This window comes from Asaia sp. A2 (assembly GCF_057319415.1).
On the sequence record NZ_JBXWTO010000021.1, the window covers coordinates 21711 to 44298 of the forward strand.

General features: G+C 54.9%; 17 protein-coding genes and 6 pseudogenes. 10 read left to right on the forward strand and 13 right to left on the reverse strand.

What is annotated here, in order from left to right:
- Window positions 1-878: 878 nt before the first annotated feature.
- Window positions 879-1135, forward strand: a pseudogene (locus tag ACWNRM_RS13715) (IS6 family transposase); the annotation flags it as partial.
- Between the two features lie 62 nt (window positions 1136-1197).
- Here the strand turns inward: ACWNRM_RS13715 and ACWNRM_RS13720 are convergent.
- The 8 genes and pseudogenes from ACWNRM_RS13720 to ACWNRM_RS13755 all read right to left on the reverse strand — a co-directional run.
- Window positions 1198-2380: pseudogene (locus ACWNRM_RS13720) on the reverse strand (IS3 family transposase).
- Between the two features lie 214 nt (window positions 2381-2594).
- On the reverse strand, window positions 2595-3032 hold the full coding sequence (locus ACWNRM_RS13725) for a CPBP family glutamic-type intramembrane protease (RefSeq protein ID WP_485171296.1): 438 nt from the start codon (window positions 3030-3032) through the stop codon (window positions 2595-2597).
- Complete coding sequence (locus tag ACWNRM_RS13730; RefSeq protein WP_162993563.1) at window positions 3029-3199, reverse strand: hypothetical protein; 171 nt, start codon at window positions 3197-3199, stop codon at window positions 3029-3031. Before ACWNRM_RS13730 ends, ACWNRM_RS13725 begins: the two co-directional genes overlap by 4 nt.
- A 20-nt stretch (window positions 3200-3219) precedes the next feature.
- On the reverse strand, window positions 3220-3399 hold the full coding sequence (locus tag ACWNRM_RS13735; protein WP_285533943.1) for a hypothetical protein: 180 nt from the start codon (window positions 3397-3399) through the stop codon (window positions 3220-3222).
- 343 nt (window positions 3400-3742) lie between these two features.
- The gene (locus ACWNRM_RS13740; protein ID WP_485171297.1) at window positions 3743-6712 is read right to left on the reverse strand and encodes a TonB-dependent receptor plug domain-containing protein; all 2970 of its coding nucleotides are present in this window, start codon (window positions 6710-6712) and stop codon (window positions 3743-3745) included.
- A gap of 364 nt (window positions 6713-7076) precedes the next feature.
- Window positions 7077-7910, reverse strand: a pseudogene (locus ACWNRM_RS13745) (IS5 family transposase).
- 132 nt (window positions 7911-8042) lie between these two features.
- The gene (locus ACWNRM_RS13750) at window positions 8043-8750 is read right to left on the reverse strand and encodes a winged helix-turn-helix domain-containing protein (protein WP_485172236.1); all 708 of its coding nucleotides are present in this window, start codon (window positions 8748-8750) and stop codon (window positions 8043-8045) included.
- Between the two features lie 216 nt (window positions 8751-8966).
- Window positions 8967-9284, reverse strand: a pseudogene (locus ACWNRM_RS13755) (transposase); the annotation flags it as partial.
- Window positions 9285-9558: 274 nt separating this feature from the next.
- On the opposite strand from ACWNRM_RS13755, the gene ACWNRM_RS13760 reads away from it, so the two are divergent.
- From ACWNRM_RS13760 to ACWNRM_RS13780, 5 genes and pseudogenes are all read left to right on the forward strand, one after another.
- Complete coding sequence (locus ACWNRM_RS13760) at window positions 9559-9828, forward strand: hypothetical protein (protein WP_285533941.1); 270 nt, start codon at window positions 9559-9561, stop codon at window positions 9826-9828.
- A gap of 242 nt (window positions 9829-10070) precedes the next feature.
- Window positions 10071-11077: pseudogene (locus ACWNRM_RS13765) on the forward strand (IS3 family transposase); the annotation flags it as partial.
- Between the two features lie 526 nt (window positions 11078-11603).
- Window positions 11604-11903 (forward strand): WGR domain-containing protein, encoded by a 300-nt coding sequence (locus ACWNRM_RS13770; protein WP_485171299.1) that lies wholly within the window; start codon window positions 11604-11606, stop codon window positions 11901-11903.
- 92 nt (window positions 11904-11995) lie between these two features.
- A complete protein-coding gene (locus ACWNRM_RS13775) occupies window positions 11996-12214 on the forward strand; it encodes a hypothetical protein (RefSeq protein WP_485171300.1) in 219 nt (72 codons plus the stop codon).
- Window positions 12215-12232: 18 nt separating this feature from the next.
- Window positions 12233-12574 (forward strand): tyrosine-type recombinase/integrase, encoded by a 342-nt coding sequence (locus ACWNRM_RS13780; protein WP_485171301.1) that lies wholly within the window; start codon window positions 12233-12235, stop codon window positions 12572-12574.
- A gap of 490 nt (window positions 12575-13064) precedes the next feature.
- On the opposite strand, the gene ACWNRM_RS13785 is transcribed toward ACWNRM_RS13780, so the two are convergent.
- Both ACWNRM_RS13785 and ACWNRM_RS13790 read right to left on the reverse strand, forming a co-directional pair.
- Window positions 13065-14678 (reverse strand): hypothetical protein, encoded by a 1614-nt coding sequence (locus ACWNRM_RS13785; RefSeq protein ID WP_485172237.1) that lies wholly within the window; start codon window positions 14676-14678, stop codon window positions 13065-13067.
- A gap of 200 nt (window positions 14679-14878) precedes the next feature.
- Entirely contained in the window at window positions 14879-15166 is a 288-nt protein-coding gene (locus ACWNRM_RS13790) for a hypothetical protein (RefSeq protein WP_485171303.1), read from the reverse strand.
- A gap of 617 nt (window positions 15167-15783) precedes the next feature.
- On the opposite strand from ACWNRM_RS13790, the gene ACWNRM_RS13795 reads away from it, so the two are divergent.
- Both ACWNRM_RS13795 and ACWNRM_RS13800 read left to right on the forward strand, forming a co-directional pair.
- The gene (locus ACWNRM_RS13795) at window positions 15784-16821 is read left to right on the forward strand and encodes a ParA family protein (RefSeq protein ID WP_485171304.1); all 1038 of its coding nucleotides are present in this window, start codon (window positions 15784-15786) and stop codon (window positions 16819-16821) included.
- The gene (locus tag ACWNRM_RS13800) at window positions 16818-17711 is read left to right on the forward strand and encodes a ParB/RepB/Spo0J family partition protein (RefSeq protein WP_485171305.1); all 894 of its coding nucleotides are present in this window, start codon (window positions 16818-16820) and stop codon (window positions 17709-17711) included. Before ACWNRM_RS13795 ends, ACWNRM_RS13800 begins: the two co-directional genes overlap by 4 nt.
- Before the next feature lie 383 nt (window positions 17712-18094).
- On the opposite strand, the gene ACWNRM_RS13805 is transcribed toward ACWNRM_RS13800, so the two are convergent.
- Both ACWNRM_RS13805 and ACWNRM_RS13810 read right to left on the reverse strand, forming a co-directional pair.
- Window positions 18095-19531: a tyrosine-type recombinase/integrase gene (locus ACWNRM_RS13805; RefSeq protein WP_485171306.1), complete on the reverse strand. Its 1437-nt coding sequence runs from the start codon at window positions 19529-19531 to the stop codon at window positions 18095-18097.
- A 397-nt stretch (window positions 19532-19928) separates the two neighbouring features.
- The gene (locus ACWNRM_RS13810) at window positions 19929-20396 is read right to left on the reverse strand and encodes a hypothetical protein (protein ID WP_485171307.1); all 468 of its coding nucleotides are present in this window, start codon (window positions 20394-20396) and stop codon (window positions 19929-19931) included.
- A gap of 41 nt (window positions 20397-20437) precedes the next feature.
- On the opposite strand from ACWNRM_RS13810, the gene ACWNRM_RS13815 reads away from it, so the two are divergent.
- Window positions 20438-21142, forward strand: a complete 705-nt coding sequence (locus ACWNRM_RS13815; protein ID WP_485171308.1) for an IS6 family transposase — start codon at window positions 20438-20440, stop codon at window positions 21140-21142.
- Between the two features lie 152 nt (window positions 21143-21294).
- On the opposite strand, the pseudogene ACWNRM_RS13820 reads toward ACWNRM_RS13815, so the two are convergent.
- Window positions 21295-21687: pseudogene (locus ACWNRM_RS13820) on the reverse strand (IS6 family transposase); the annotation flags it as partial.
- On the opposite strand from ACWNRM_RS13820, the gene ACWNRM_RS13825 reads away from it, so the two are divergent.
- Window positions 21664-22005 (forward strand): hypothetical protein, encoded by a 342-nt coding sequence (locus ACWNRM_RS13825; protein ID WP_485172238.1) that lies wholly within the window; start codon window positions 21664-21666, stop codon window positions 22003-22005. The pseudogene ACWNRM_RS13820 and the gene ACWNRM_RS13825 overlap by 24 nt on opposite strands.
- The last annotated feature ends 583 nt before the right edge of the window (window positions 22006-22588 follow it).

The following is a 22588-nucleotide window of genomic DNA, read 5'->3' on the forward strand; positions in this document are numbered from 1 at the left end:
AAACAGGCTCTTAGCATTACCACTATTATATATCAAATAGAGCTAAGTAGCGGATTGTATAATTTACATAAATATTTTGAATGTAAAACAACCCGCTGCGGTAAAAATAGCCTACTATATTATTTTCTACCTTTCTCTGATAGGAACTTTATAGAGAAAAGTGTAGATAAAACAGCTATTGCTGTTATGGCTTCCATTGAGACTATATCAACAGGAGTCCGGCTCACGGAGCCAAATAGGAAGAAACCCACGAAGCAAAATACAAAAGTAAGAACGCCTACCTTTGTACCAAATGAAAGAGATTTTGCGATATTCATAAGTTTGCCCTTCTGAAGATAAGAAAAAGGCTACTGCATAAGCGGACGGCATGCGTTAGAGCCATACCAAGACCCTGCCATTCCCCCAAGTATGGCGCCCCATCCTCCCGTTTCCGAAGTGGCGGCTCCGCCTAGAAAAGCGCCGAGACCAGAATATCCAGCAACACAAGCATTATATGCGGCTGCGCTACCTCCTGAAATTTCGTCTAATTCCGACAAGGTGAGATCTGTTACTTCGTTATTATCGTATTCCATTTTTATGACCTCCCAACCGATTGTTTGACGGTCTATTGTTTATTATTAACAATAGACCCCAACGCTGACACATAACGAAATACATTGCAAGATCTTCAAATTAAATTGATACGATGATCTATCAGTGCAGTAGTGGGACGCAAATTGCCCCATAATCCCCTACTCTTACTCTCAAGATCGTCCTGTCCCCCTTCTCAAGGCGCACATAACCTCGAGGGGGGATGGGTATGATGTCACGTTAAGTTAAGTGCGGCGTGTTAGGCGCTGGTTATGAAAGCGTCATCAGTGAGCTACAAACGGCACCGATTTCCTCGTGAGCTGATCGCTCATGCGGTATGGCTGTATTTCCGCTTCCCTTTGAGCTTTCGCCTCGTGGAAGAGATGCTTCTCGAGCGGGGCATTGTCGTCTCGTATGAGACGATCCGTCGATGGAGCCTGAAATTTAGTGCGACCTATGCCTGCACCCTGCGACGCAAGAAGGCCCGGCCTGGGGATCTCTAGCGCCTGAACGAGGTGCGGATCAGGACGGCTATGTTCACGACGAAATCCTGCAGACCCGTCGGAAAGAGGTGGCCCCCTCCGTTCGGACAGTTCTTGGGGCCTGATAAGCTATAGCCGGTCGTTGTTATGCCGCCAGGTTGACGGCGTTGCTGTTGGCCCTTGGGTCCGGGGTTAACCCCGGACCCAAGGGCGTCGGCGCGTCATGATACGCCTCATCCGGCGTGCGTCCAGCCAAAGCCGAATGCGGCCGCTTTCCGTTGTAATGGTTGATCCATGCCGTAAGGCCGGTCCGCAGTTCCAATCCGGTCTCAAAAGCGTGCAGATAGACGCATTCGTATTTCAGGGATCGCCACAGGCGCTCGATGAAGACGTTGTCCAGCCAACGTCCGCGCCCGTCCATGCTGATGCGGATCTGTCGTTGCTCCAGCACTTCCGTGAACCGGGGCGTCGTGAATTGCGAGCCCTGATCCGTGTTGAAGATCTCCGGCACGCCATAGCGGATCAGGGCTTCCTGCAGCGCCTCAATGCAGAAATCGGCGTCGATCGTGTTCGACAGGCGCCACGACAGCACCTTGCGGGTTAACCAGTCCATGATGGCCACAAGATAGAGAAAACCTTTGCGCATCGGGATGTAGGTAATGTCCGAGCACCACACCTGATTGGGGCGATCGATCACCAAATCCCGCAGCAGATACGGATATTTCCGATGCGCCGGATGCGGGACGGTCGTGCGTGGTTTCTGGTAGATCGCCCGCAGCCCCATCGTCGCCATGAGCCGACGGACATGCTTGCGCCCGACATCATGACCAAGTCTCTTGAGATGCTAGGTCATCTGCCGCGCCCCGTAACAAGGCATCTCCAGAAACCGCACGTCGATCAGCCGCATCAACGCTAGGTTGGTGTCACTTTCCGGCATGGGCCGGTAGTAGACGCCAGACCGGTTCAACTGCAGCAGCGCGCATTGCCGTACCACCGACAGACGAGGCAGTTTCAGGTCGATTATTTGCCGCCTCTGAGCACGCCCAATCGCACGGAGGCGGCAAATGATCCCGTTCCACCAGCAACTGGCCGATCTTGGAATGGAGTTTCTCGACGTCGGCCGGACTGGCCGCGGCCTCGGGCGCCTGCTTTCCGTAGAAGGTCGCCGCCATGCCTTCGATCGCCTGACGCTTCCAAATTGCTACCATCGTCTGATGTACACCGTGCTTCGACGCCAATTCGGCCAGCGTCTGCTCGCCCCGGATCGCCTCCAGCGCCACCCGCGACTTGAACTCGCCCGAATACCGTTTCCGCGTAACCTTGCCCATAAACCCGTCCTCTCTCAGGCCGGTCTATAGCTTATGCCCCTGTCCGAAAAACCGGGGCCACCTCTCTCCTCCAGCAGACGGAATCAGAGACCATCAACAATGTCACATCACGGACGAGTCATTGACCACGCTCTTTGATATTACAGCTCCCTATACGTCATTATATCGAACCGAAATACCAACCAGAAGCTCGCGCGAGACTTTTTCAACACAATCAACGCCAAAACAGACAGGCAGAAATTATTATGAGAGAATTACACAATAAATGTGACAGTGATGTTGTCATGAACGCATTTAATTTCATACGGTTTGCACGAAAATAGCATAGCGAAAAGTTTGCTCCACCTAATAATCCTGGCAAAATAGCAATGAAAAATCCCCTTCCATCGATATGGATAGTATAAAACAGCAATATAGATGAAATAAAATAAACCGATGGTTTCTTGTAAAAAGCCTTGTATATTATATGTTGGAATACAAAAGTTTCAATAAAAGGAGCAATTAACAATCCAGATAAAAGGACAAAAATCATACCATGACTTATGTTACTGCTGCTATCGTCAGGTATATTCAAGGTTGTAGATATTGAATTTGTAATAACTGCTAGCGGAATACTATGCTCCGCTAGCAGTTTTGTTGCCGCATTTTTCAAAAAGAGTTGAATCCTTCGTAAACTCCACCAGCAAAATTATATGCAGCTTCGCCACCCTGCAAAACCATTTCCCCAATCTTCTTCCATGGGATAGCGCCAGATATGAAGTCCAAGTCTTCTATATCTAAGTCAATCAACGGCAGGTCGTTAGAAGATAAATCAAGCATAGCAACAATCCTAAAGTTATTTAGGAGATTCCACCATAAGAGGTTGCAACACCATATGCAAAGCCCTTCGCAGCGACGCCAATTGCATAACCAACGTCATGGAAGAACCCTTCACCCCATGCGCCTGTTATGGCGGAAATTTCATCGTGAGTAAGATCTTGCGGAATATCTAGCTCGGATACTCTATTTTCTTGATCCATTTTGATTACTTCACAGCCTCTATCTGAATTTTTGCTTGTCTTTAAACAAGCTCGTTAAATAAACATAAAACTCGTTTCGGTTTCAATAGAAAATCTATGTCCGCGCTCTGCGTCGCAATAAGGCCCAGCCCGGCGACACCTGGCATCTGGACGAAGTAAAGATCATGATCCGCGCCCACACACACTCAGGATATGGCGTGCCATCTATCCGGGTGGCTATGTCCTTTATAAACCCTGCCGGAAGGTCTGCTGTGATACACTATTAGTAATCATGTCTATCTTCTCCCCTCTATCCGCCACGAAAATATGTCTCGTTCCAGTTAGAGGGGGAGAACACGTATGATCAGAAGTTCAGACCAGCCTGCAGGAAGATGTAACGGCCCGGATAGAAGCCGCCATAGGTGCTATCGAGCGAGTTGGAGGCTGCGTTGAGGACGAAAGGCGGGTTCTTGCCAGCGATGTTCTGCACGCCGCCTTCGAAGTTCCAGCGCTTCCAGGTGTACCCGATCGAGATGTCCTGCTGAACCATTGCAGGTGTCTTGATACGGGCGTTGGCTGCCGGATTTTCCTCGCTGAGGAAGGCGCCACCGTCATTCCAGTTCGCACCACCGATATACTGGAACATGTAGGAAACGCGGAAAGCGTCGTGCTGCCAGGTCAGGGTAGCGTAATCACGAACGCGCGGCTGGCTGGCACCGTTCTGGTAGAACAGGGCACCCGTCTGGTTCAGATATGCGCCGCCGGGCTGCTGCTGCTGCTTGTACTTGACCAGCTGCTGGAAGTTGTTGTCGACGATGAACGAGTCATGACGCGTGACACGGAAGCGATAGTTCAGATCGAAATCGATACCGCTAGTCAGCAGATCGCCAAGGTTCTGGTCAAGCGCCGAAACCGTGTTGATCTGACCATTCGGCAGGCGAGTGATATCGCTGCAATAGGACTGGACGCTCTCCTGATAGCACTGGTTCAGGATATACTGCGTGGGAAGCGAGCCAATCAGGCCGCCAATCGTGTAATGCCAGTATTCAACCGAGGCTGACAGACCCGGTACCCAGCGCGGCGTGATGATCGTGCCAAACGTGTAGGTACGACCGGTTTCCGGCTGCAGCGCCCTGTTGCCGCCCGAGAGTGTGGGTACCTGACCCGAGTTCGCCGAGTTGAAGCTCTGCGGGTTGGCAACGCCACCCTTGATGCAGTTCGCGATCAGAGTAGGGCTCGCTGCACCAGCGCAGGGATCGGATGCCGCAGGATAGCTGAGGCCGACGCCACCATAGAGCTCATAGACGTTTGGCTGGCGGAAAGATGTACCCAGTGTACCGCGGAAGCGGATGTCACGCGTCGGTGCCCAGTCGATACCGACTTTCCAGTTCTTGGCGCCACCAAAGGTGTTGTACGACGAGTAACGGCCCTGTCCGTCGATCGACAGATCCTTGGCGAAGGCAACGTCCTTGAGGAGCTGCGCATGGCCCTGGATATACCCTTCCGTTACGTTGAAGCCGCCCGAGGTCGACTGAACGGTGTTGGTGAGCGAGTAGCCGCTCTGCACCAGTGGATCAGGATTGTTCGAGAGCTGCTCGCCGCGGTGTTCCATGCCAAGCGCCACACCGAAATCGCCACCGCCCTTCCAGGGCATATGGACGATATGGTTGTTGTGGATGCGCAGGTTGAGGTCGCGCAGCTGGTACATGGTGTGCTGGTAGGTGGTGTAATTGGCGTATTGCGCGGCACCTGGCGACAGACGCGTGAAGGCGTTGGACTGCACGCAGCCCGGTGAGCCTGCACAGCTGTTCGGGTTGTAGATCAGCGCGCCATAAGAGTCGTTCGGATCAACCGCGTTTTCAAGGCCCCATTCCTGCAGCAGCTTGGAATAGCTACCGACACCCTGAAGTTCATCCGTCACCTGGCTTGCGCCATAGGTGTAGGACAGGTCATACTTCCAATCGCGCACGATGTCGCCACGCACGCCGAACATGCCGGTGACCGTGTCGCTGACGTTGTTGTCGATACGCGGTCCAAACTCATTCAGACGGCGATAGAGCTGCAGATCCTCACCCGTCGGGTTGCCGGGATAATCGGCGCCGAGGATGATCGAGTTGGGCAGCGGCGAGGGTGGAACGCTACCAGTCGCAGGCTCAGGGGCAAGGCTCGTCTTGGATGAGCGATGGGCGTAGAGCACGTTCGAATAGACGTCGAAATGCTTGTTGATCTCGTAATGCAGATCACCCGAAAGGGTCGAATCCTGCAAGGCGTTCATCAGCGACGTGTTCTGACCGTAGTTGTACCGCTTGCTCTTGTTGTAAGGGCTAAGCGTGCCGGTATCAATGTTACCGACATAGGTGGCGCCGGTATCCTGACCAACGTAGGTGCCGCCCGGCGTGATGATTGAACCGACCTGCAGAGCGGGCTGGTTTGGATAGGTACCAGGCGCGCCTAGAGAAGTAGCGGACCATGAGCGGTTGCGCTGCTGGATACCGCCCTGCGTCATGTAGCTGCCGCCGAGGGTGATGTTGCCCTTGTCGTGGTCGAAGTTCCAGCCTTTCATGGCCGAGATCATGCCGGTGCGATTGTCGCCGTGACCGGTGATGCCGCCGCGGATGGTCACGTTGCCGGTATTCATGTCATGGCGCAGCTTGATGTTGAGCACGCCCGACACAGCGTCGGCACCATAGAGTTCCGAACCACCATCCTTCAGGATTTCGACCGACTGGACCATCTGCACCGGGATCGTATTCAGATCGATACAGTTGTTGTTGCCGTTCGGTGTAGTGCGCTTGCCATCCACAAGCACCAGAACGCGATTCTGGCCTAGATTACGCAGATCGACGCAGGCCGCGCCGCCGTAACCATTGGTGTTGGTGTTGGTCGTGCCGCTCGAGCCAATCGAGGGCAGGCGTGACAGGAAGTCGTTGAGGTTCGTGGCACCCGTCTGCTGGATCTGCTTGGCTGTAACGATCTGTACCGGATTGGCACTCGTGTTATGGGCCGTGCTCAGGGCTGAACCGACGACGATGAGCTCCTCTGACTTGCCGCCCTGCGAGAACGATACAGCGCTTGCCGGTGCGACATTGCGCAGCGCGTTCTGCGAGCGTGTGGGGACCATCGTGGCTGCGGGCGCTGTCTGAGCGCCGAGCTGCGGTCCGTTGACCGGACGAGTGGTGGTCTTGCGAGCCGTGCTGTGCCTGGCCGCCTTGCGATGATGGGTGGTCGCTGCAGCCGTCTGCGCATGGGCTGCGACATTCGTTACGACAGGAGAAAGGATGATGGCCGCGCCCAGCAGCAATCGCCCTCGTCTCTGAGAATTAACGATTTTCATAAAAGTTTGCCCTCGGAATCACTTGGTTTCACGAGGCTGCGGTTTCTATCTTTTTATTGCAATAGCGTTACTTTGGTTTTCGCGCCCGTTGCGGCAAGAGCGGCGCGCATGTTGCATAATAGCAACATTTTGGTGGATGAATTAATTGTCAACCACACTTGTCTCTACACATATGAGAAAACGGTAAGCGCATTAGTATATTGTCGGAGTTTCACGTTGGAAGCTTTCCAGCTATAAAATGGTATCAACCATCTTAGCCTGCATGAAGATGTATCGCAGTTTCTCCGAAACTTATAATATTATGTGATATATTTGGATAATAACGATATAATATATTAAATCTTCATGTATCCTCGCAAGGCGATCATGCCGGATATATTTTAGAGCCTGTTTGGAAAGGCAGGGGGTGAGCGTTGCAATGGGGGAGATTGGCACTCATGGCGACGAGAATCATGGCTTGTGAGACGTCGGCACGGGGCTCATAGTCACGCATGAGCTGTCGCCAGCGAGTCATCCAGCCAAAGATCCGCTCCACGACTCATTGACGAGGCAGAATCTCGAAGGCCTTCGCTCCGTCCCGGCGTCGGATGACTTCAACGACGAAGTCCAGATAAGCCTCCTTGTCCATCAACAGGAGCCGGTCGTAAGCCCTGTCGGCGAACAGGTGCTTCACCCAGGGCCAGCGCTTGCGGATCGCATCCAGGGTCATCTGCGCGCCCACGCTGTCTGAGATGTCGGCCGGGGTCAGATTGACCATCAGCAGACGTCCGTCTGCATCCACGGCGATATGGTGTTGGCGGCCGACGATCTTCTTGCCGGCGTCATAGCCTCGTGTTTTCCCATGTGGCGCCTTGATGTTTTGGCTGTTAATTACCCCGACCGAAGGACTTGTCTCGCGCCCTGATCGCTCTCGATTGAGTATCAGTTCCACGTCGCGGATAGTCTGGAACAGAAACCGCCGTGCCAGTTCCCAGAACCAGCCGCAGACCGTACGCCAGTGCCCAAAATAGATCGGCAGCATCCGCCAGCCGAAGCCCGAGCGGACCAGATAGCGCACTGCGTTGATTACCTCGCGGAACTCAACCTACCGCAGACGGCCCACGCCCCCCGGTTCGGGCATCAGCGGCGCGATCCGCTCCCATTCCTTGTCCGACATGTTGGACGGACACCGTTTCGTCTTTTGGGTAATCCCGGCCATTTGGGCCTTCTGCTTTGGCGCCTATACCCAGATCTTGTATCATACTTCAACGATTTTCCGAAAAAGCTCTCAGATATTTGGTATTTATTGAAGAGAATAATATCATCGGGATGATAATCTAATGCTTGTCATCTATTCCGACGCCTGTGCATTCAATAACTCTACGTCCTCTCCAAGGGAATATCCATAGCCACGCACCGAATCAATGACTTTGTTGTTTGTTATGGTTTCTAGTTTTGTGCGCAGTCTGCTTATTAGAACGTTCAAGGATCGATAATTTGTATCATTTCCCGTGATATTCCGGGACAACAACTCGTCGCGACTTAGGCATTCGCTACGGCGTTCGGCTAGTAGACCTAGGAAAGTGGTTTCAGAAGCTGTTAGTTTAATATGAGTTCCATCATCCGCACGGATGATTCTTTTTTTGTAATCAATAGACAAAACCGCTCTAGTATCCTCGGCAAAATCGTTGAAGGTCGGCTTATCCATGAGGCGAAAAATATTTATACATTTTGCGAGTAAGAGGTCAGAACAAATACTACTGCTCACGCAATCGAGCGCTCCTGCCCGAGTATATTTTAAAGATATTCGCATTGATACGTGTCGAGATATTATTATTGCTGGCCACTTGGTTCTATTGAGAAAATTCAATATTTCAAAAGATTCTTCATTAAAATCCCCACTTATTATCGATATTAATTTTAGTTTATTATAAGCGTAACATTCGGGGGGCGGCAGAAAATCGTTCTGCACTATGGATAATCGCGTTATATTTGAGCTGATACGTAATGAATTGACAAGACGGCCGCCTAACTTATACGTATTTATAACTCTTGTCATCGTTGCTCCCACTGGAATGGACAAAATCTTTCGATTCCAAAGATCGTATCTATGACTGTTAGGATATTCACTTTACATCGATGCTTATCATGCAAATAAGTGCTCCATGTCAAAAAGCGCCTTCCGCGGCTTTCCGTCTGAGGGATGGAAATTACTTGATTGTATAAAAATACCGGGAAATTTTGTGCCTAGGTTCAGGAAGTATATCCACACTCAGATTGTTTTGGCATCGGGTACCCGATCCGATAACGCCAGGCTAAGGAAACGCATGAAGGACAGACGGTCGTTGATCAGATACTCCGTCCGTTCATCGGAGAGATTACGCAGCGTCTGGATCACCAGGATCCTGAACATCAGCACCGGATCGAATGGCGGACGGCCGCCTTTGCTCCCATCTGAGTAAGCCGGAGCCTTCTCCTGATCGAGGCGGAACGCCTCGAAATCCACCGCTCGGAAAAACGCTTCGAGCTGGTCACCAAACCCGCTTAACCGGGCAAGCCGCTCGGCAACATCAAAGAACCCCAGCGGCTTCATAAGCTATCCACCGAACATCATAGAAGGAATAAAATCACACCAGCAGCCCCAGACCAAAGGGGTTTTTCGAACCCTCTAGGTCGTTCATCATACGGACATAACTCCCAGGAGCGTACCAATGCTTATGGCGATCTATAGAGGACCTTGAGTCTAGATACGTTAACTATTTTTTTCTTTCTAAACTCATATTGCCTGCTAGCGTATTTTTGCGCTCCTAACTGCGCGCTCAGACAAAAATGAATGGAAAAGACTAATACCAGAGGGAATGGTACTGATGAGACCACTGACAACACTCGAGATATCCGAAGTATGCGGCGGCGGCACTCCAGAGATGGACCAGTTCTGGAACGAAATGAACGTTGGATCAAGCGTAGCAACCATGGTAGTTATGGGATCTCCAGGCGCTGGACTACAAGTAAATGGTGCTTTTAATGAAGTAAAATACCTCAGGTCTCAAGGTTATGCGGTCGGCATGATTGATGTACTTGATGGCGATGTCGAGATACCTACTTTTCTCGAGGGACGGCACTATCTAAAAACATAGAAAACATAAGATTATATATGACGTTTTAACCAAGGGTAATGCTTGGATTATTACTCTTGGTTCGAACTATGCGTCGTTATAATCGCAGAGTCTGTTTGGATAGTGCCGAAAATGTGACGCGAGCGTCGGACCTGGATGTCGGAGCAGAGGGCCTAAATCGAGGGATCGAGGAACTATAGAGATGGCCCCGGTTTTTCGGACAGGGTGTTAAGCTATAGACCGGCCTGAGAGAGGACGGGTTTATGGGTGAGGTTACGCGGAAGAGGTATTCAGGCGAGTTCAAGTCGCGGGTTGCGCTGGAGGCGATCCGGGGCGAGCAGACACTGGCCGAATTGGCGTCGAAACATGGCGTGCATCAGACGATGATCGCCTAGTGGAAACGCCAGGCGATTGAGGGTATGGCGGCGACGTTTTCCGGTAAGCAGGCGCCCGAGGCGACAACCAGTCCGGCCGATCTGGAAAGGCTGCACGCCAAGATCGGGCAACTGCTGGTGGAACGGGATTTTTTGCGGGATGCCTCTGTTCGATTGGGCGTGATCAGAGGCGGCAAATGATTGACCTGAAGCGGCCTCGGCTTTCCGTGGTGCGGCAGTGCACGCTGCTGCAGCTGAACCGGTCGGGCGTCTACTACCGGCCCGTGCCGGAAAGTGAGGCCAACCTCACGCTGATGCGGCTGATCGACGCGCAGTTTCTGGAGACGCCGTATTACGGCTCGCGGCAGATGACGCGGCATCTTCGCAGGCTCGGTCATGATGTCGGGCGCAAGCGTGTCCGCCGGCTCATGGCGACGATGGGGCTGCGGGCGATCTACCAGAAACCACGCACGACCGTCCCGCATCCGGCGCATCGGAAATATCCGTATCTGCTGCGGGATTTGGTGATCGATCGTCCCAATCAGGTGTGGTGCTCGGACATTACCTACATCCCGATGCGCAAAGGTTTTCTGTATCTTGTGGCGATCATGGACTGGTCGACGCGCAAGGTGCTCTCGTGGCGGCTGTCGAACACAATGGACGCCGAGTTCTGCATTGAGGCGCTGCAGGAAGCCCTGATCCGCTATGGCGTGCCGGAGATCTTCAACCCGGATCAGGGCTCGCAATTCACCACGTCCCGGTTCACCGAAGTGCTGGAAGCACGCGAGATCCGCATCAGCATGGACGGGCGCGGACGCTGGCCGGACAACCTGTTCATCGAGCTCCTGTGGCGATCCCTGAAATACGAATGCGTCTACCTGCACGCGTTTCAAAGCATCCAGCTTATCTTTATTCTCGAGATATTAGTTGTAATAGTAGTTATAAACATATAAATCCGCACAAAACAACCTACATTTAATGCCGGTTTGACGAAGTTTCTTAGAGCCTGTTTGGAAAGTCCATGACGAGCGTTTTTCGGCGTCTTCATCATACAGTAGACCTTCATGAAATATCGGAAACCCGCGCTTTCGCGTGGAGGCCAGATGAGGCGCCTGGCCCTCTGTCGGGGCTGAGACGCACTTTCCAAACAGGCTCTTAGGCTTCCACAAACTTGGTGCCTACCTAACGGCTAGGTTGTGTTGACAATCGAAACCTCCCGCAGAGAAGGTTGGATAGGTTACATTAATGTGCGCACTGCATCAGAGGTCATCAGACCCATGATAGGATACACTATAGGTAATAGTGTATCAGGGCGCCTCTCCCCGTCCGGCGGGCCGGTCTGTCCTGCCCCCGTAAACGCTTATCTTCCGGTCGATCCTGCTGTCTTCCGCTTTGCGCTCATGATACAGTTCTCACGGATAAATGCCCAAAGCGCCCAGAAAGGCCCTGCCCCGCCCCCTCACCCAGCTCAGTCTCTTTCCCGAAGAGGCCGATCTCGCGCGTATCGATGCCGCCGCCAATTGTTGGCGCTTCTATCGTCTCTCCTTGCAGGAAGATCTCTTCGGCGGCACCGCCCTCATCCGTCACTGGGGGCGGATCGGCACGGGTGGCCAATTGCGTGTCGCGCTCTATCGCGATCGGGGAGCGGCCCAGGGCGCGCTTGAAGATCTGCTCGGGCAGAAGGTGAAGCGGGGCTATCGGGCTCGGAAGGAGGGGGTGTGAAGCAGAAAGATACGAGGGCTCTGCCCTCGCGCTCCCGGCAGGAGGCTCGGCCTCCTGCACCTCGGATTGTTAAGGCAGCATCCGCTGGGGGAATGCAGCTCTTTGATCCCAAGGGCGCGCGGAAATATCTGACCATTGAAGAGCGTGATCGTTTCCTGAAAGCGGCCGAGCTGGCACCGCGTGAGGCGCGGACCCTGTGCATGACCCTCGCCTGGTCGGGATGTCGGTTGTCCGAGGCCTTGGCCCTGGCGGCCGATCGTGTCGATCTGGCGGCCGGGGTTCTGGTGTTCGAGGCCCTCAAGAAACGGTAGGCGGGGATCTATCGCGCCGTGCCCGTCCCCCCTGCCCTGCTCGATGCCCTCGATCTGGTTCATGGTCTACGCGCGCTTCAGCGCAAGGGGGCGCGTCATCAGGAGGCCCATCTCTGGCCCTGGTCACGTATGACCGGCTGGCGGGCTGTGCATGCGGTGATGGAGGAAGCCGGGCTGTCCGACGTGGCCGCATCGCCCAAGGGGTTGCGGCATGCTTTCGGGGTGGCGGCCGTGTCCAACGCCATTCCCCTCAATCTCGTGCAGAAATGGCTCGGTCACGCCCAGCTCTCCACCACCGCCATCTACGCTAATGCCTCAGGTATTGAGGAGCAGGATATTGCTCGGAGAATGTGGGGGTAGGTGAATTGGCGCTGGCATGTTGAACGATGTTGACCACTCTCATCGCTTGCATGATGCCTGCACAGCGCGCGCATCTCTTGATGTCTGTCTCAGTATAGATCAGCTTGGGAATATACCATGATGGATGTCGGAGGTATCATGCCGCAGACTGCTAGAATCTTTATAAATGGGCGCAGTCAAACCGTGCGTCTCCCGGTATCTTTCCGATTTGAGGGTACCGAGATCTTTATCTACAGAGACGAAGTAACCGGTGATGTGCGCCTCTCCAGACGACCGGAGAGTTGGGTCGGCTTGTTCGCGGCCATCAAGGATGGTGGCGTGCCCAACAATTTCCTCGACGCTGAGGACAGATCTCAGCATGAGAAAGACCGTGATCCGTTTACAAGGATCACGCCATGTGCCCGGAATGTTTGAAGCCAACGCGGTCTGTTGGTGATGTCATGTCAGCTACGGCCTAGTAGATGCATGCGATGAAGCTCTGGCGCTTGGCCTATATAAAATTCGTCTCGCCGGCGACCATGTTATTTGCCGTCGGGTAGAGGATCAGGCTGGATAGCCTCAAGGGCTGTGGCGTTGTGCGCATAGCTACTTTGCGTGCCTCGGCGAGCTTGGTGCGCACGGCACCGGAAAGATACTCGTCAGACGTCACCCATACCGGGCGGCCATTGATCGAGCGGCTCGGCTCGAGGATGCTGCTGCTGCCCAGCTCGGCCGTCACGGCTTCTTCGCTCTGCCCCATCAACTCAGCCACGATCGGCAGCTCGACGCGTCCCGCTTCATGCAGGCACACGGCTAGGGCATCATGGACGGAATGGATCTCGGGTTCGGACGGCGCCTGAATCACGCGATCGGTAAAGAGCGGCCCCGGCTCGGCCGTGTCGGTCTCCTCGTCATAGCGCTCGATCGAGGACACGAGCCAGACATCGGGATCGTCGAGGAAGGTCTGCAGGTTTGGGCGACGCTGGGTCTCGCTCTCGGCGCCGGTCACGGCGTCGACGCGGGTTGTCGTCTTCGTGTGGTTGATCGGGCCGAACTGGCGCGTGAAGTTCAGCCAGGCACGCTTGAGGCTCGCCTGCAGACCGGCAAACGGCTTGTTCTCGAACTGCGCCCGCAACACAGCGCGGGTCGCATCGCGCACAGGGATCATCGCCTCGTTGATACGCGCGTGCTTCTGAAAGATGCCCTCCTTCTGCTCGCCCTTGCCAATGACGACCACCCTCCCCTGCCCGCCGACGATCTGATGCAGGATGCCGCCTTCCATGGAGTAGCTGCCTTCACGCAGGTCGCCGCCCTCTTCGCGCGTCTCCTTTGCAGGGCGGACGATGCGGCTATCGGCCACGGGCGGGAAACGCAGTGCAGGTGCGATGCGGCCGAGGGCTTCGGGGAGTGCGTCAGCCAGATCCTGTCCGTCGCGGGCAACGCAGGTGTAGTCCATGCCAAAGGCCGTGCTGGCCCAGCCATGAAAGCCCAGAATCTGTTCAGGGTGCGCTTCCATCCACGCATTGATGCGCAGGGCCCCATCCCCCATGTTCGTGCCCTCGATATCGACGCAGGACAGCCAGGTCTCGTCACCGGGCATCTCGCCGATCTCGCGCTTGCGGAAGAACAGGATATCCACGACCACATCCGTGCCGGCATCGGCGCGCATGGTGCTGGCCGGCAGGCGCACGGCGCCCAGGAACTCGGCTTCCTCGTGAATGAGCGTGCGCGCACGGGCATCGGTCTTGTCGAGCGTGTGGCGCGAGATCACGAAGGCCGCAACACCATTAGGGCGTAGAGCATTGACCGAGCGGGCCAGGAACCAGTCATGGAGCGACAGCTCCTTGAGGTCACGCGGCTCGGCCTGGCTCACAGTGCGGTTCGAGAACGGCGGGTTGCCGATCGCCAGATCGTAGCCTGTGCTCAGTTTGGCACGGGTGAAGTCCTCTGCACGGATCCACTGCTTCGGATAGAGCTTCGCGGCAATGCGCGCCGTGAGCGGGTCCATCTCGATGCCGGTGAAGGCGATCTTCCCCTCGAGCCTTTCAGGGCGCGATGCGACGAACAGGCCTGTCCCGCACCCCGGCTCCAGTACGGACCCGCCTGCGAAGCCGCGCGCCATCATGAAGTCCCACATGGCATGAACGACTGATTCAGGGGTGTAGTGGGCATACTGGGTCGAGCGTGCGAGGGCACTACGCTCTGCCTCGGTGGTGCAGGCTTCGAGATCGGCACCCAGCTTTTCCCACCCTGCGCGATAGGCTTCATCGGCGCGCGGGAAAAGTGCGTTTGCCAGCTCCCCTGCCCCGAACCCGGTGAAGCGGCTCAGCTGCGCCTGCTCTTCGCTCGTTGCGTTACGGGCCTCGCGCTCGAGGGTAGAGACCAGCTTGATCGCCTCGATGTTGTACGCGCACGCGCCTTCCAGCCCTGGGCCAGACCACGCAGACCGGCGAGACGGAAGTCAGTCTGAGGAATGACGAGCGGTTCGACCGCAGGCAGCAGCGCGCCCGGTGCATCGCCCTCTTCGCCTTCCAGTTCACCCCAGAACAGGTTCGCATTGCCATCAAGGGCGGTATCGCCAAACAGGCTGAGTTGGAAATCGGCGTTCGACATCGGCTGGCATCCGTGCAGGACCGGACCTCACCTGCGCTCTTTGACGCGGGAGGGTGCGGTGATTGGAGAAGATCCGGGATCGAGATTTTCTTTTCTCTCTCCCTTCTCCATCTCCGGCACCGGGACCCGGCGGCAGGGTTAAGCCCGGTGCGCTCGCGCGCCGGCACCGCAGCCACGCGCAGCGACCGGAGGTCGTGAGCATGGCAAGGAGCCACGGCTTAGCCATGACGGCGGGTTCTGGTCCGCCTCTCTCCTCTCTCCTCTCATCTCCCCGTTAGTTGCTATCCAACGATGTCGTCTTGAGAAAATGGAAGACACTGCGCACCCTGAAAAACCCATGTCGCAGCGCGACGAGGCATGACGCGTCGTTTTGGATTGCGTCGTATAAAGGGGGCTTAGTGCGGAAATCGAGGCGCTTCGCGCTGGAGGAAACTGCGCGCAGAGACGCATAGCGGCTCTGCGTGACAATTTATCGCAGACGTATCGGACTAGAAGATCGACGTTCTGAAATCAGAACACCTTTCAGTCGCAAAAAACAGTCAACCATTTTTGAAACAGGTTGACTTTCTGAGTTGACCTTTATAGCCTGCATGCAGACATAAACGGGGATCTTTCACATGCAAGGCGACGAGTTCAGAACAGCTCGCGAAGAGATGCGTCTCTCTCAAGTAGAGATGAAGGAGATACTCAATACGCGTCTAAGCCGGTCATACGATAAGTCACGCGTGAGTCGCTGGGAAAATGATCGCGAACCAATTCCCGGCGAGGTATCCCGTCTCATCATCGATCTTCTCGATCAAAGACGTGCCAAAGCTCGCATTATCGCGTTCGCCAATCAGAAAGGTGGGGTGGGCAAGACGACCAGCGCACTTAACATCGCCTCCGCTCTGAAAAGGGCCGGACAACGAGTACTTCTTGTAGATCTCGACCCGCAGGCCTCAGCTTCCGACTGGCTACTGGGGCACGGGTCCCTCCAGTGCTATAGGGCGGGCCGCTCGATCTACCATGTCCTCCTCAAAGATGCGGACATCAAAAACGCTATCATTGGCGCAGATGAGCCGATCGTCGAAAATCTCAGATCCTTCGATCTCCTCACCAGCCATATTGATCTCGCAGAAGCTGACTCACGCAGAGAACCAGGCTTCGAGCGGGCACTCGCGGAGAGTCTCGAGCTCGTGACCGATGATTACGATTTCATCATCATCGATGCACCACCCAATTTGGGTCTCATGACCTACATGGCCTTGGTTGCTGCAGACTTTGTTGTAGTTCCGGTGCAAACAGAGCCGCCCGATGCAATGGGTGTGGCACTGCTGCTCGATACAATTACGAAAGTCCAGAGGCGACTCAACCCTCTGCTGAGAGTCACCGGCATCCTTCCCACGCGCTACAATGCGAAGCAAGCTGTAGATCAAGAAGTCCTTCGCCACCTGATTAAGTATACCGCAGGCCGCGCGGCGGTCTTGGAGCCCGTCAGCGAGAGCGCTGTTTTCGGAAATGCTGCTTGGTCAGGCGGGATCGCCGTTGACACGTCTCCAAGGTCGAAAGCTATCTCACCTTATCTCCGCTTAGCTTCCGCAATGGCAGCAAGGGAAACACCGCATCTTGCAGTCTTGGATCACAATGAAGACGATCACGATGAGGATATGCCATGACCAGTATAATGAAGCGCAAAGGTCCTTCCCGAATGATGGAGACTATGGGGGCACGCGTCCAAGATCTCGGCCACGGCTTCGTTCAAGCAGGAGAAATCAAAAACCACAGCTTTGAAGTCGATGTGAATGATGTATTTCCTGATCCGGACCAGCCTCGGAAAGTGTTCAAGGAAGAAGAGCTTAAGGAATTGTCCGAAAGCCTCAAAACCCATGGACAGCTTTCTCCAATCATCGTTCGTCGAGATGAAACCAAACGAGGTAAATGGATCATTATAGCAGGGGAGAGGCGGTGGCGGGCTGCAACTAGGGCTGGCCTGACGACACTTCTGGCAATCGAAAATAGCGGGCCCGAGCAAGTGCTCTCACTAATCGAAAATTTACAGCGAGAGGATCTGCATCCCGTCGAAGAAGCAATCGGTGTCGCGAAAGTCGTTGCAAGCAACAGATGGTCTCAAAGGGAGGCTAGTAGGCAACTCGGGAAGAGTGCTTCCGAGGTCAATGGAATGATTGCCGTTGCTAAGCTTCCCGAAACTTTCCTGCAGAGTGTTCTGAATTCAGAACATCGTATAACCCGAAACCTGCTTGTCGAATTGGCACGTCTGCCAGCAACTGCTGACCGAGAAGCCCTGATGGCCAAATGCTTGAAGGGTGAGCTTACGATACCGATGCTGCGCACAGCGGTGGCAAGTGGCGGATTGCAAGATCAGGACGCAGAGCGCTCTAGTGAAGAGGAATCCAGATCACCCAAAGGAAACACAATAAGGCCGAAGTCTTACTTCGCTAGGGTCAACAAGAATCTCAGCAAGATAGCTGCTTTGTCACTCGATCACGAAGATAGGAAAGCTGCCGAGGCTTTATATTTGGCGCTGGGAAAGATTTTGGGGCGGTAAAACAGTGTAGCGCGCGAGACTGATCAACATGGCGAGGCGCCGTTGAGGCTTCATCCAGGGTGTTCTGATTTCAGAACACTCTGGAAAACCAGAACCCGCTTGCCGGTCTTGATATACATACCCGGACAGCCTGATCCATTAATCTCCATGGACCAGCGCGTGAGCAGGTGGTTCCCTTAGCCAACATTCACGATACAGAGATTGTGAGGTTCTGCCCGCTCGACCAAGGGCGCCTCGTTGAGAAAGTTGCAGTATCTATAGAACCTCAATAAGCCCCACGTTCGTACATTCGCCCCACCTCAAGGCTAGGGAGATAAACGAACGGTTGGAGAACATGCGTATAGCAATCGCAGAAGATGGGGGCAGTTGGATTGATAGCACTGTCAAAACCGGCTTCGACCTGGATTACGTGCTTTCACACTGGCCTCGTCAATATAGGTCTCGACAACCTGGAGGCTCTTGTGACGCGAGAAACGCTTGAGCTCGAGCAGGTCGTATCCATCCTGGGCGCCGGTGTTGATCGCACCGCGCCGCAGGCTGTGACCTGAGAAATCACCCTCCAATCCAGCAGCCGAGCACCGCTTGCGAATGATATCTGCGATCGCACGGTCGGAAAGCGCGTCCTCGCCGATCTTCGGCAGGGCAGCGGAGGGCATACCGGCTTTGACCTGGGCAGGTAGCCAGACCCTGCGAAACACTGGCCCCTCTTTTATACCAGCCACACGGAACCAGGCGTTAAGCGCGAGGATAGGGCAGTGACGAGTTATCCCAGAAGGGATGCCGATCAGTTCGCCTTTGCGCGCCTTGTCACCCTTCGAATGTCGGAGACGAACGATCAAGCCGTCTTCGGAAAAGGTCAGGTCGGATACGAGCAGGCCTGACAGCTCAGAACGACGAAACGCCCCGGCGAAGCCCAAAAGCAGAATGGCCCGGTCTCTGCGCGAGGTCGGATCCAGACCGGGTATTGCGTCAACTGCCTCCGTCAATGACTCCCAGGTGAGAGCCGTCTTCTGCTCCGGCTGTGGGTTGATTGCATTGCGGCGAATACCTGCCAGAGCCCCTGAGACCAGAGGATGGCTTGTAGGAATGGCGATCTGCGCCAGGTGATGCAGATAGCGCAGCGCGGCGCGATGGATATCGATCGTAGATACCTTTCGTGCACGCAGTGCCATATCAGAGAGATAGGCAGCGACATCATCACTGCGTGCAGGAAGGGCAGGGAGGTTGTGGTCGCTCGCCCAACGGCACCAGCCACGCACTGCCGAACGGTAAGTCCGCAGCGTGTTACCTGACTTGGCTAACTGGTTGAACACCTCGGCCGCATCCCGGGCCGTCTGCAGGGTACCATCATGCTCAGGCAAGACGATGGAAGAGACGTGCGAGAACCACGCCGAGACAGCGGCGGGCGGTTGGCCGATAGGGCAGGGGGGTAACTCGGCTAGCACCTTACCTGGCCTAGCGCCGCCCGCGTCCTCGAGCGCCCCAACGAAGCGAGGCACGCCGCTTTCCACCTCAAGACACAAGGTTAGCTTGTGCTGTTTGGGGAGAGCGCCGACCAGCCTTTGTAGCGCTGCAAGAGCCTGAGCGCCCGTTTCAGCCGGCTCCGCGATCAGTGTGTCGGCAGCAAAATCGCCATTCGGCAATTGGCCGCCGGCTAGAACTACGGAAAGGGGAGGGGTAAACACTGCTTGGGACAAGGTCACGGTCACGTTGCGCAGCTCAGCGTCCCCGATGAGACCAATGGCGGCGCCATCCAGGCGATCAAGTACTGCTTGCCGGCCTGCCGATCGGCTTCCAAACAACCGAACTTCATCAATCATCGACATGTAGTCCGAATAAACCTCATCCCTACTCCCATACCACGGTCGGAACGCGGTGCGAACGCGTGGATTGCGACTACGCTGGAAGTGCTGGGAATCTCGGCGAACGAACCCTATGCCGCACGCCGTTAAGATCTGATCACGGCTAAGTCCGGTTCAGGATCCCGCCGTTCTGCTGACGTTATTTTCTAGTCTTTGTAGCTCCCGTCTAGGTCACACTGTGGGCAATACCCTCCACCGGGGATAGGTTGTCAGAAAGACGCGGATCTCTATGCTCATCCTTTGACCGCCCGATAGCCATCAGCCCGTAAGTTGGATCATGACCCGTTTCCGCTTTCGCCCTTGTTCAGGACATCGGCGTAAGGCCACCGTCTTTTCGAAAACAGACGAAAATCATTCAGACTGGGATACGCCCTGTTTCTTGCTTTCTCCAAGGAAGCCCATAACTAGATTTCTGTAAGCTTGATTGAAATTCTTGAACGGATACAGACAGGTCAGTACGATCGATTATATGCCAGCATGGAGTGTGAGCGATCATTTCAAGCTCACTGACCTGGTCCTCGCCGATGTTGCGACTTCCGGCATGAACCAACCCGAATCGTGTAGAATAAAGATCCTTCAGCGATTTCGCGATATTCTCTCGTTCAACCGGGGTATCACTAAGGATTGACGCTGCGTTGCGTGCGATATTTTGGATTACGGGCGTATTACGGTCATCGCTGGAAAGTAATGCTTCTATAGCTGTGAAAAAATGTAAGAATCTTTCGGCGCGGTCTGAGCTTTGTCGTCCACGCGCTAACCATCCTAGTGCCTGTCTGACTCGTTCCCCAACTTTCCCTTTTTTTGCCCCATAAATATGCGCCACGAGGTAATGTCACGTTAACTGCGGCATGATAAATTCGGGCGATGAAAGCATCATCTACGAGCTATAGACGGCACCGATTTCCGCGTGAACTGATTGCTCATGCGGTTTGGCTCTACTTCCGTTTTCCCCTGAGCTTCCGCCTTGTGGAAGAGATGCTTCTTGAGCGGGGCATTATCGTTTCGTATGAGACCATCCGCCGATGGAGCCTGAAGTTTGGTGCGGCCTATGCCTGCTCCCTACGTCGCAAGGCAGCAAGACCGGATGATATCTGGCACCTGGACGAGGTGCAGATTGTGATCCGTGGCAAGCCTCACTGGCTATGGCGGGCAGTCGACCAGGATGGGTATGTTCTCGATGAGATCCTACAAACCCGTCGGAACACCAAAGCAGCAAGGCGTCTGTTGACCCGGCTCCTCAAACGGCAGGGGGTGCGCCCCAGTCGCATGATCACCGACAAGCTGAAATCCTACGGAGCTGCCAGACGCAAAATGCGTCTCTCAATACGGCATCTCTCGCACAAGGGTCTGAACAACAGGGCAGAGAACAGTCATCTACCGTTGCGAAAGCGCGAGCGTATCATGCAGCGCTTCCGTTCACCGGGCGGGTGTCAGCGCTTCGTCTCCACCTTCTCAGCCACCCGTAATCTCTTCGTTCCACCCGCCTCCATCAACTCAGCTCTATCCCGACACATCCATCGTGTCAGGGCCTTCGCTCAATGGAGTAGTACGACCGCTCTCAGCCTCTGAATATCCCTCTCAAGGTCTTCAGCTGCCTCCCGTCAGTTAACGTGACAGCACCCAAGCGGGTTCTGTTGCAAAATCTTGGGTTAGTAGCGCAAGCTCGAGGTTCAGAGCTTTTCAGGATGTGTAGACCCCGAACTGCCTCTCGATCAGATGCACTTCTCCCAGTCCTTCAGACCGTTCACCGCCTTGCCCAGAAAGCGCTGCGCGCCTTTGGCATTCCTAGTCGGTAAGAGGTAGAAATCGATCGTATCGTCGTCCCTGTCGACAGCCCGATACAGATATGCCCATGCTCCCTTGACCTTGATATAAGTCTCGTCCACCCGCCAGCTGAGGGTGAAGCCCGGGCGTTTCCAGTATCAGCGCAGGCGCTTTTCCATCTCAGGCGCGTAACGCTGGACCCAGTGGTAGATCGCCGAATGATCAACGTTGACGCCGCGCTCGGCCAGCATGGTTTCAGGATCCCGATAGCTGATCCCGTAGCGACAATACCATCGCACCACCCATAGGCTCACCTTACCCCGGAAATGTCGTCCCTTGAAGTCGCTTATACACCATGTTCCACGCCAAAACCGTGGCAGGTCTCGAACAGGGGGGCCGACTTTGCAACAGAGCCCGATCATCCACGCTACGGCGTTCAGGCAGTGGTGAGCGTACTGTTTGATGGACGAGCCGATAGAAAGAGGCTGTTCACCCTGCAACTACGTGAGGGACCGATTGCCAAACTACCTCGTATTGAAGACATGATCGCCGACCGTCTGGCGCGGTTTGCGGTAGCTTCGCCCTCGGACGATTCCCGGCTCCGCCAGGCGACGGTACTTTTTCGTTTGGCCGAAAAGCTCGTTATGGGATATTTGTGTTTGAGCTGAAGTGAAGAAGGTGGCGACTTCACGTTTTTGGAGAGACTGTGAGATGTCACGTGCCGACCGACCCGTTCGATGGGACCAGATGCAAAAGCGGATACAGGCACGTAAGGCAGCTTTTGGTATCACGATAGAGCCGAGAGCGTGGAAACACTGCGTAACAAGGGGGGCAAGCGGACGGCTGGTAAGCGTGAGCTTCTTCGCCGTGTGAGCCAGAAATCGATCGATGCCGGTCTCGAGCCAGTAGCAGCCTATTTCTAAGTTAGGGCTTGGGGATGAGCAGCCCTCGGGATGCGGAGAAACTCTCTTCCTTACCACCAGAAAACCGATCCAATGTCGCAGGTTACCTGAGGGCGACCTTTGCGGATTTCGCGCATAGAGAAGGCGACCATTGAGTAGAGCGGCGCCTTACCTGCAAGTCAGTGAACTCAAGGTTATCGTGGCGGTCACAGCGGGTGGAAGGGTGATGTCACGTTAAGTGCGGCGTGTTAGACGCTGACGATGAGAGCGTCATGTGTGAGCTACAAACGGCACCGTTTTCCGTGTGAACTGATCGCGCATGCGGTGTGGCTCTATTTCCGCTTTCCCC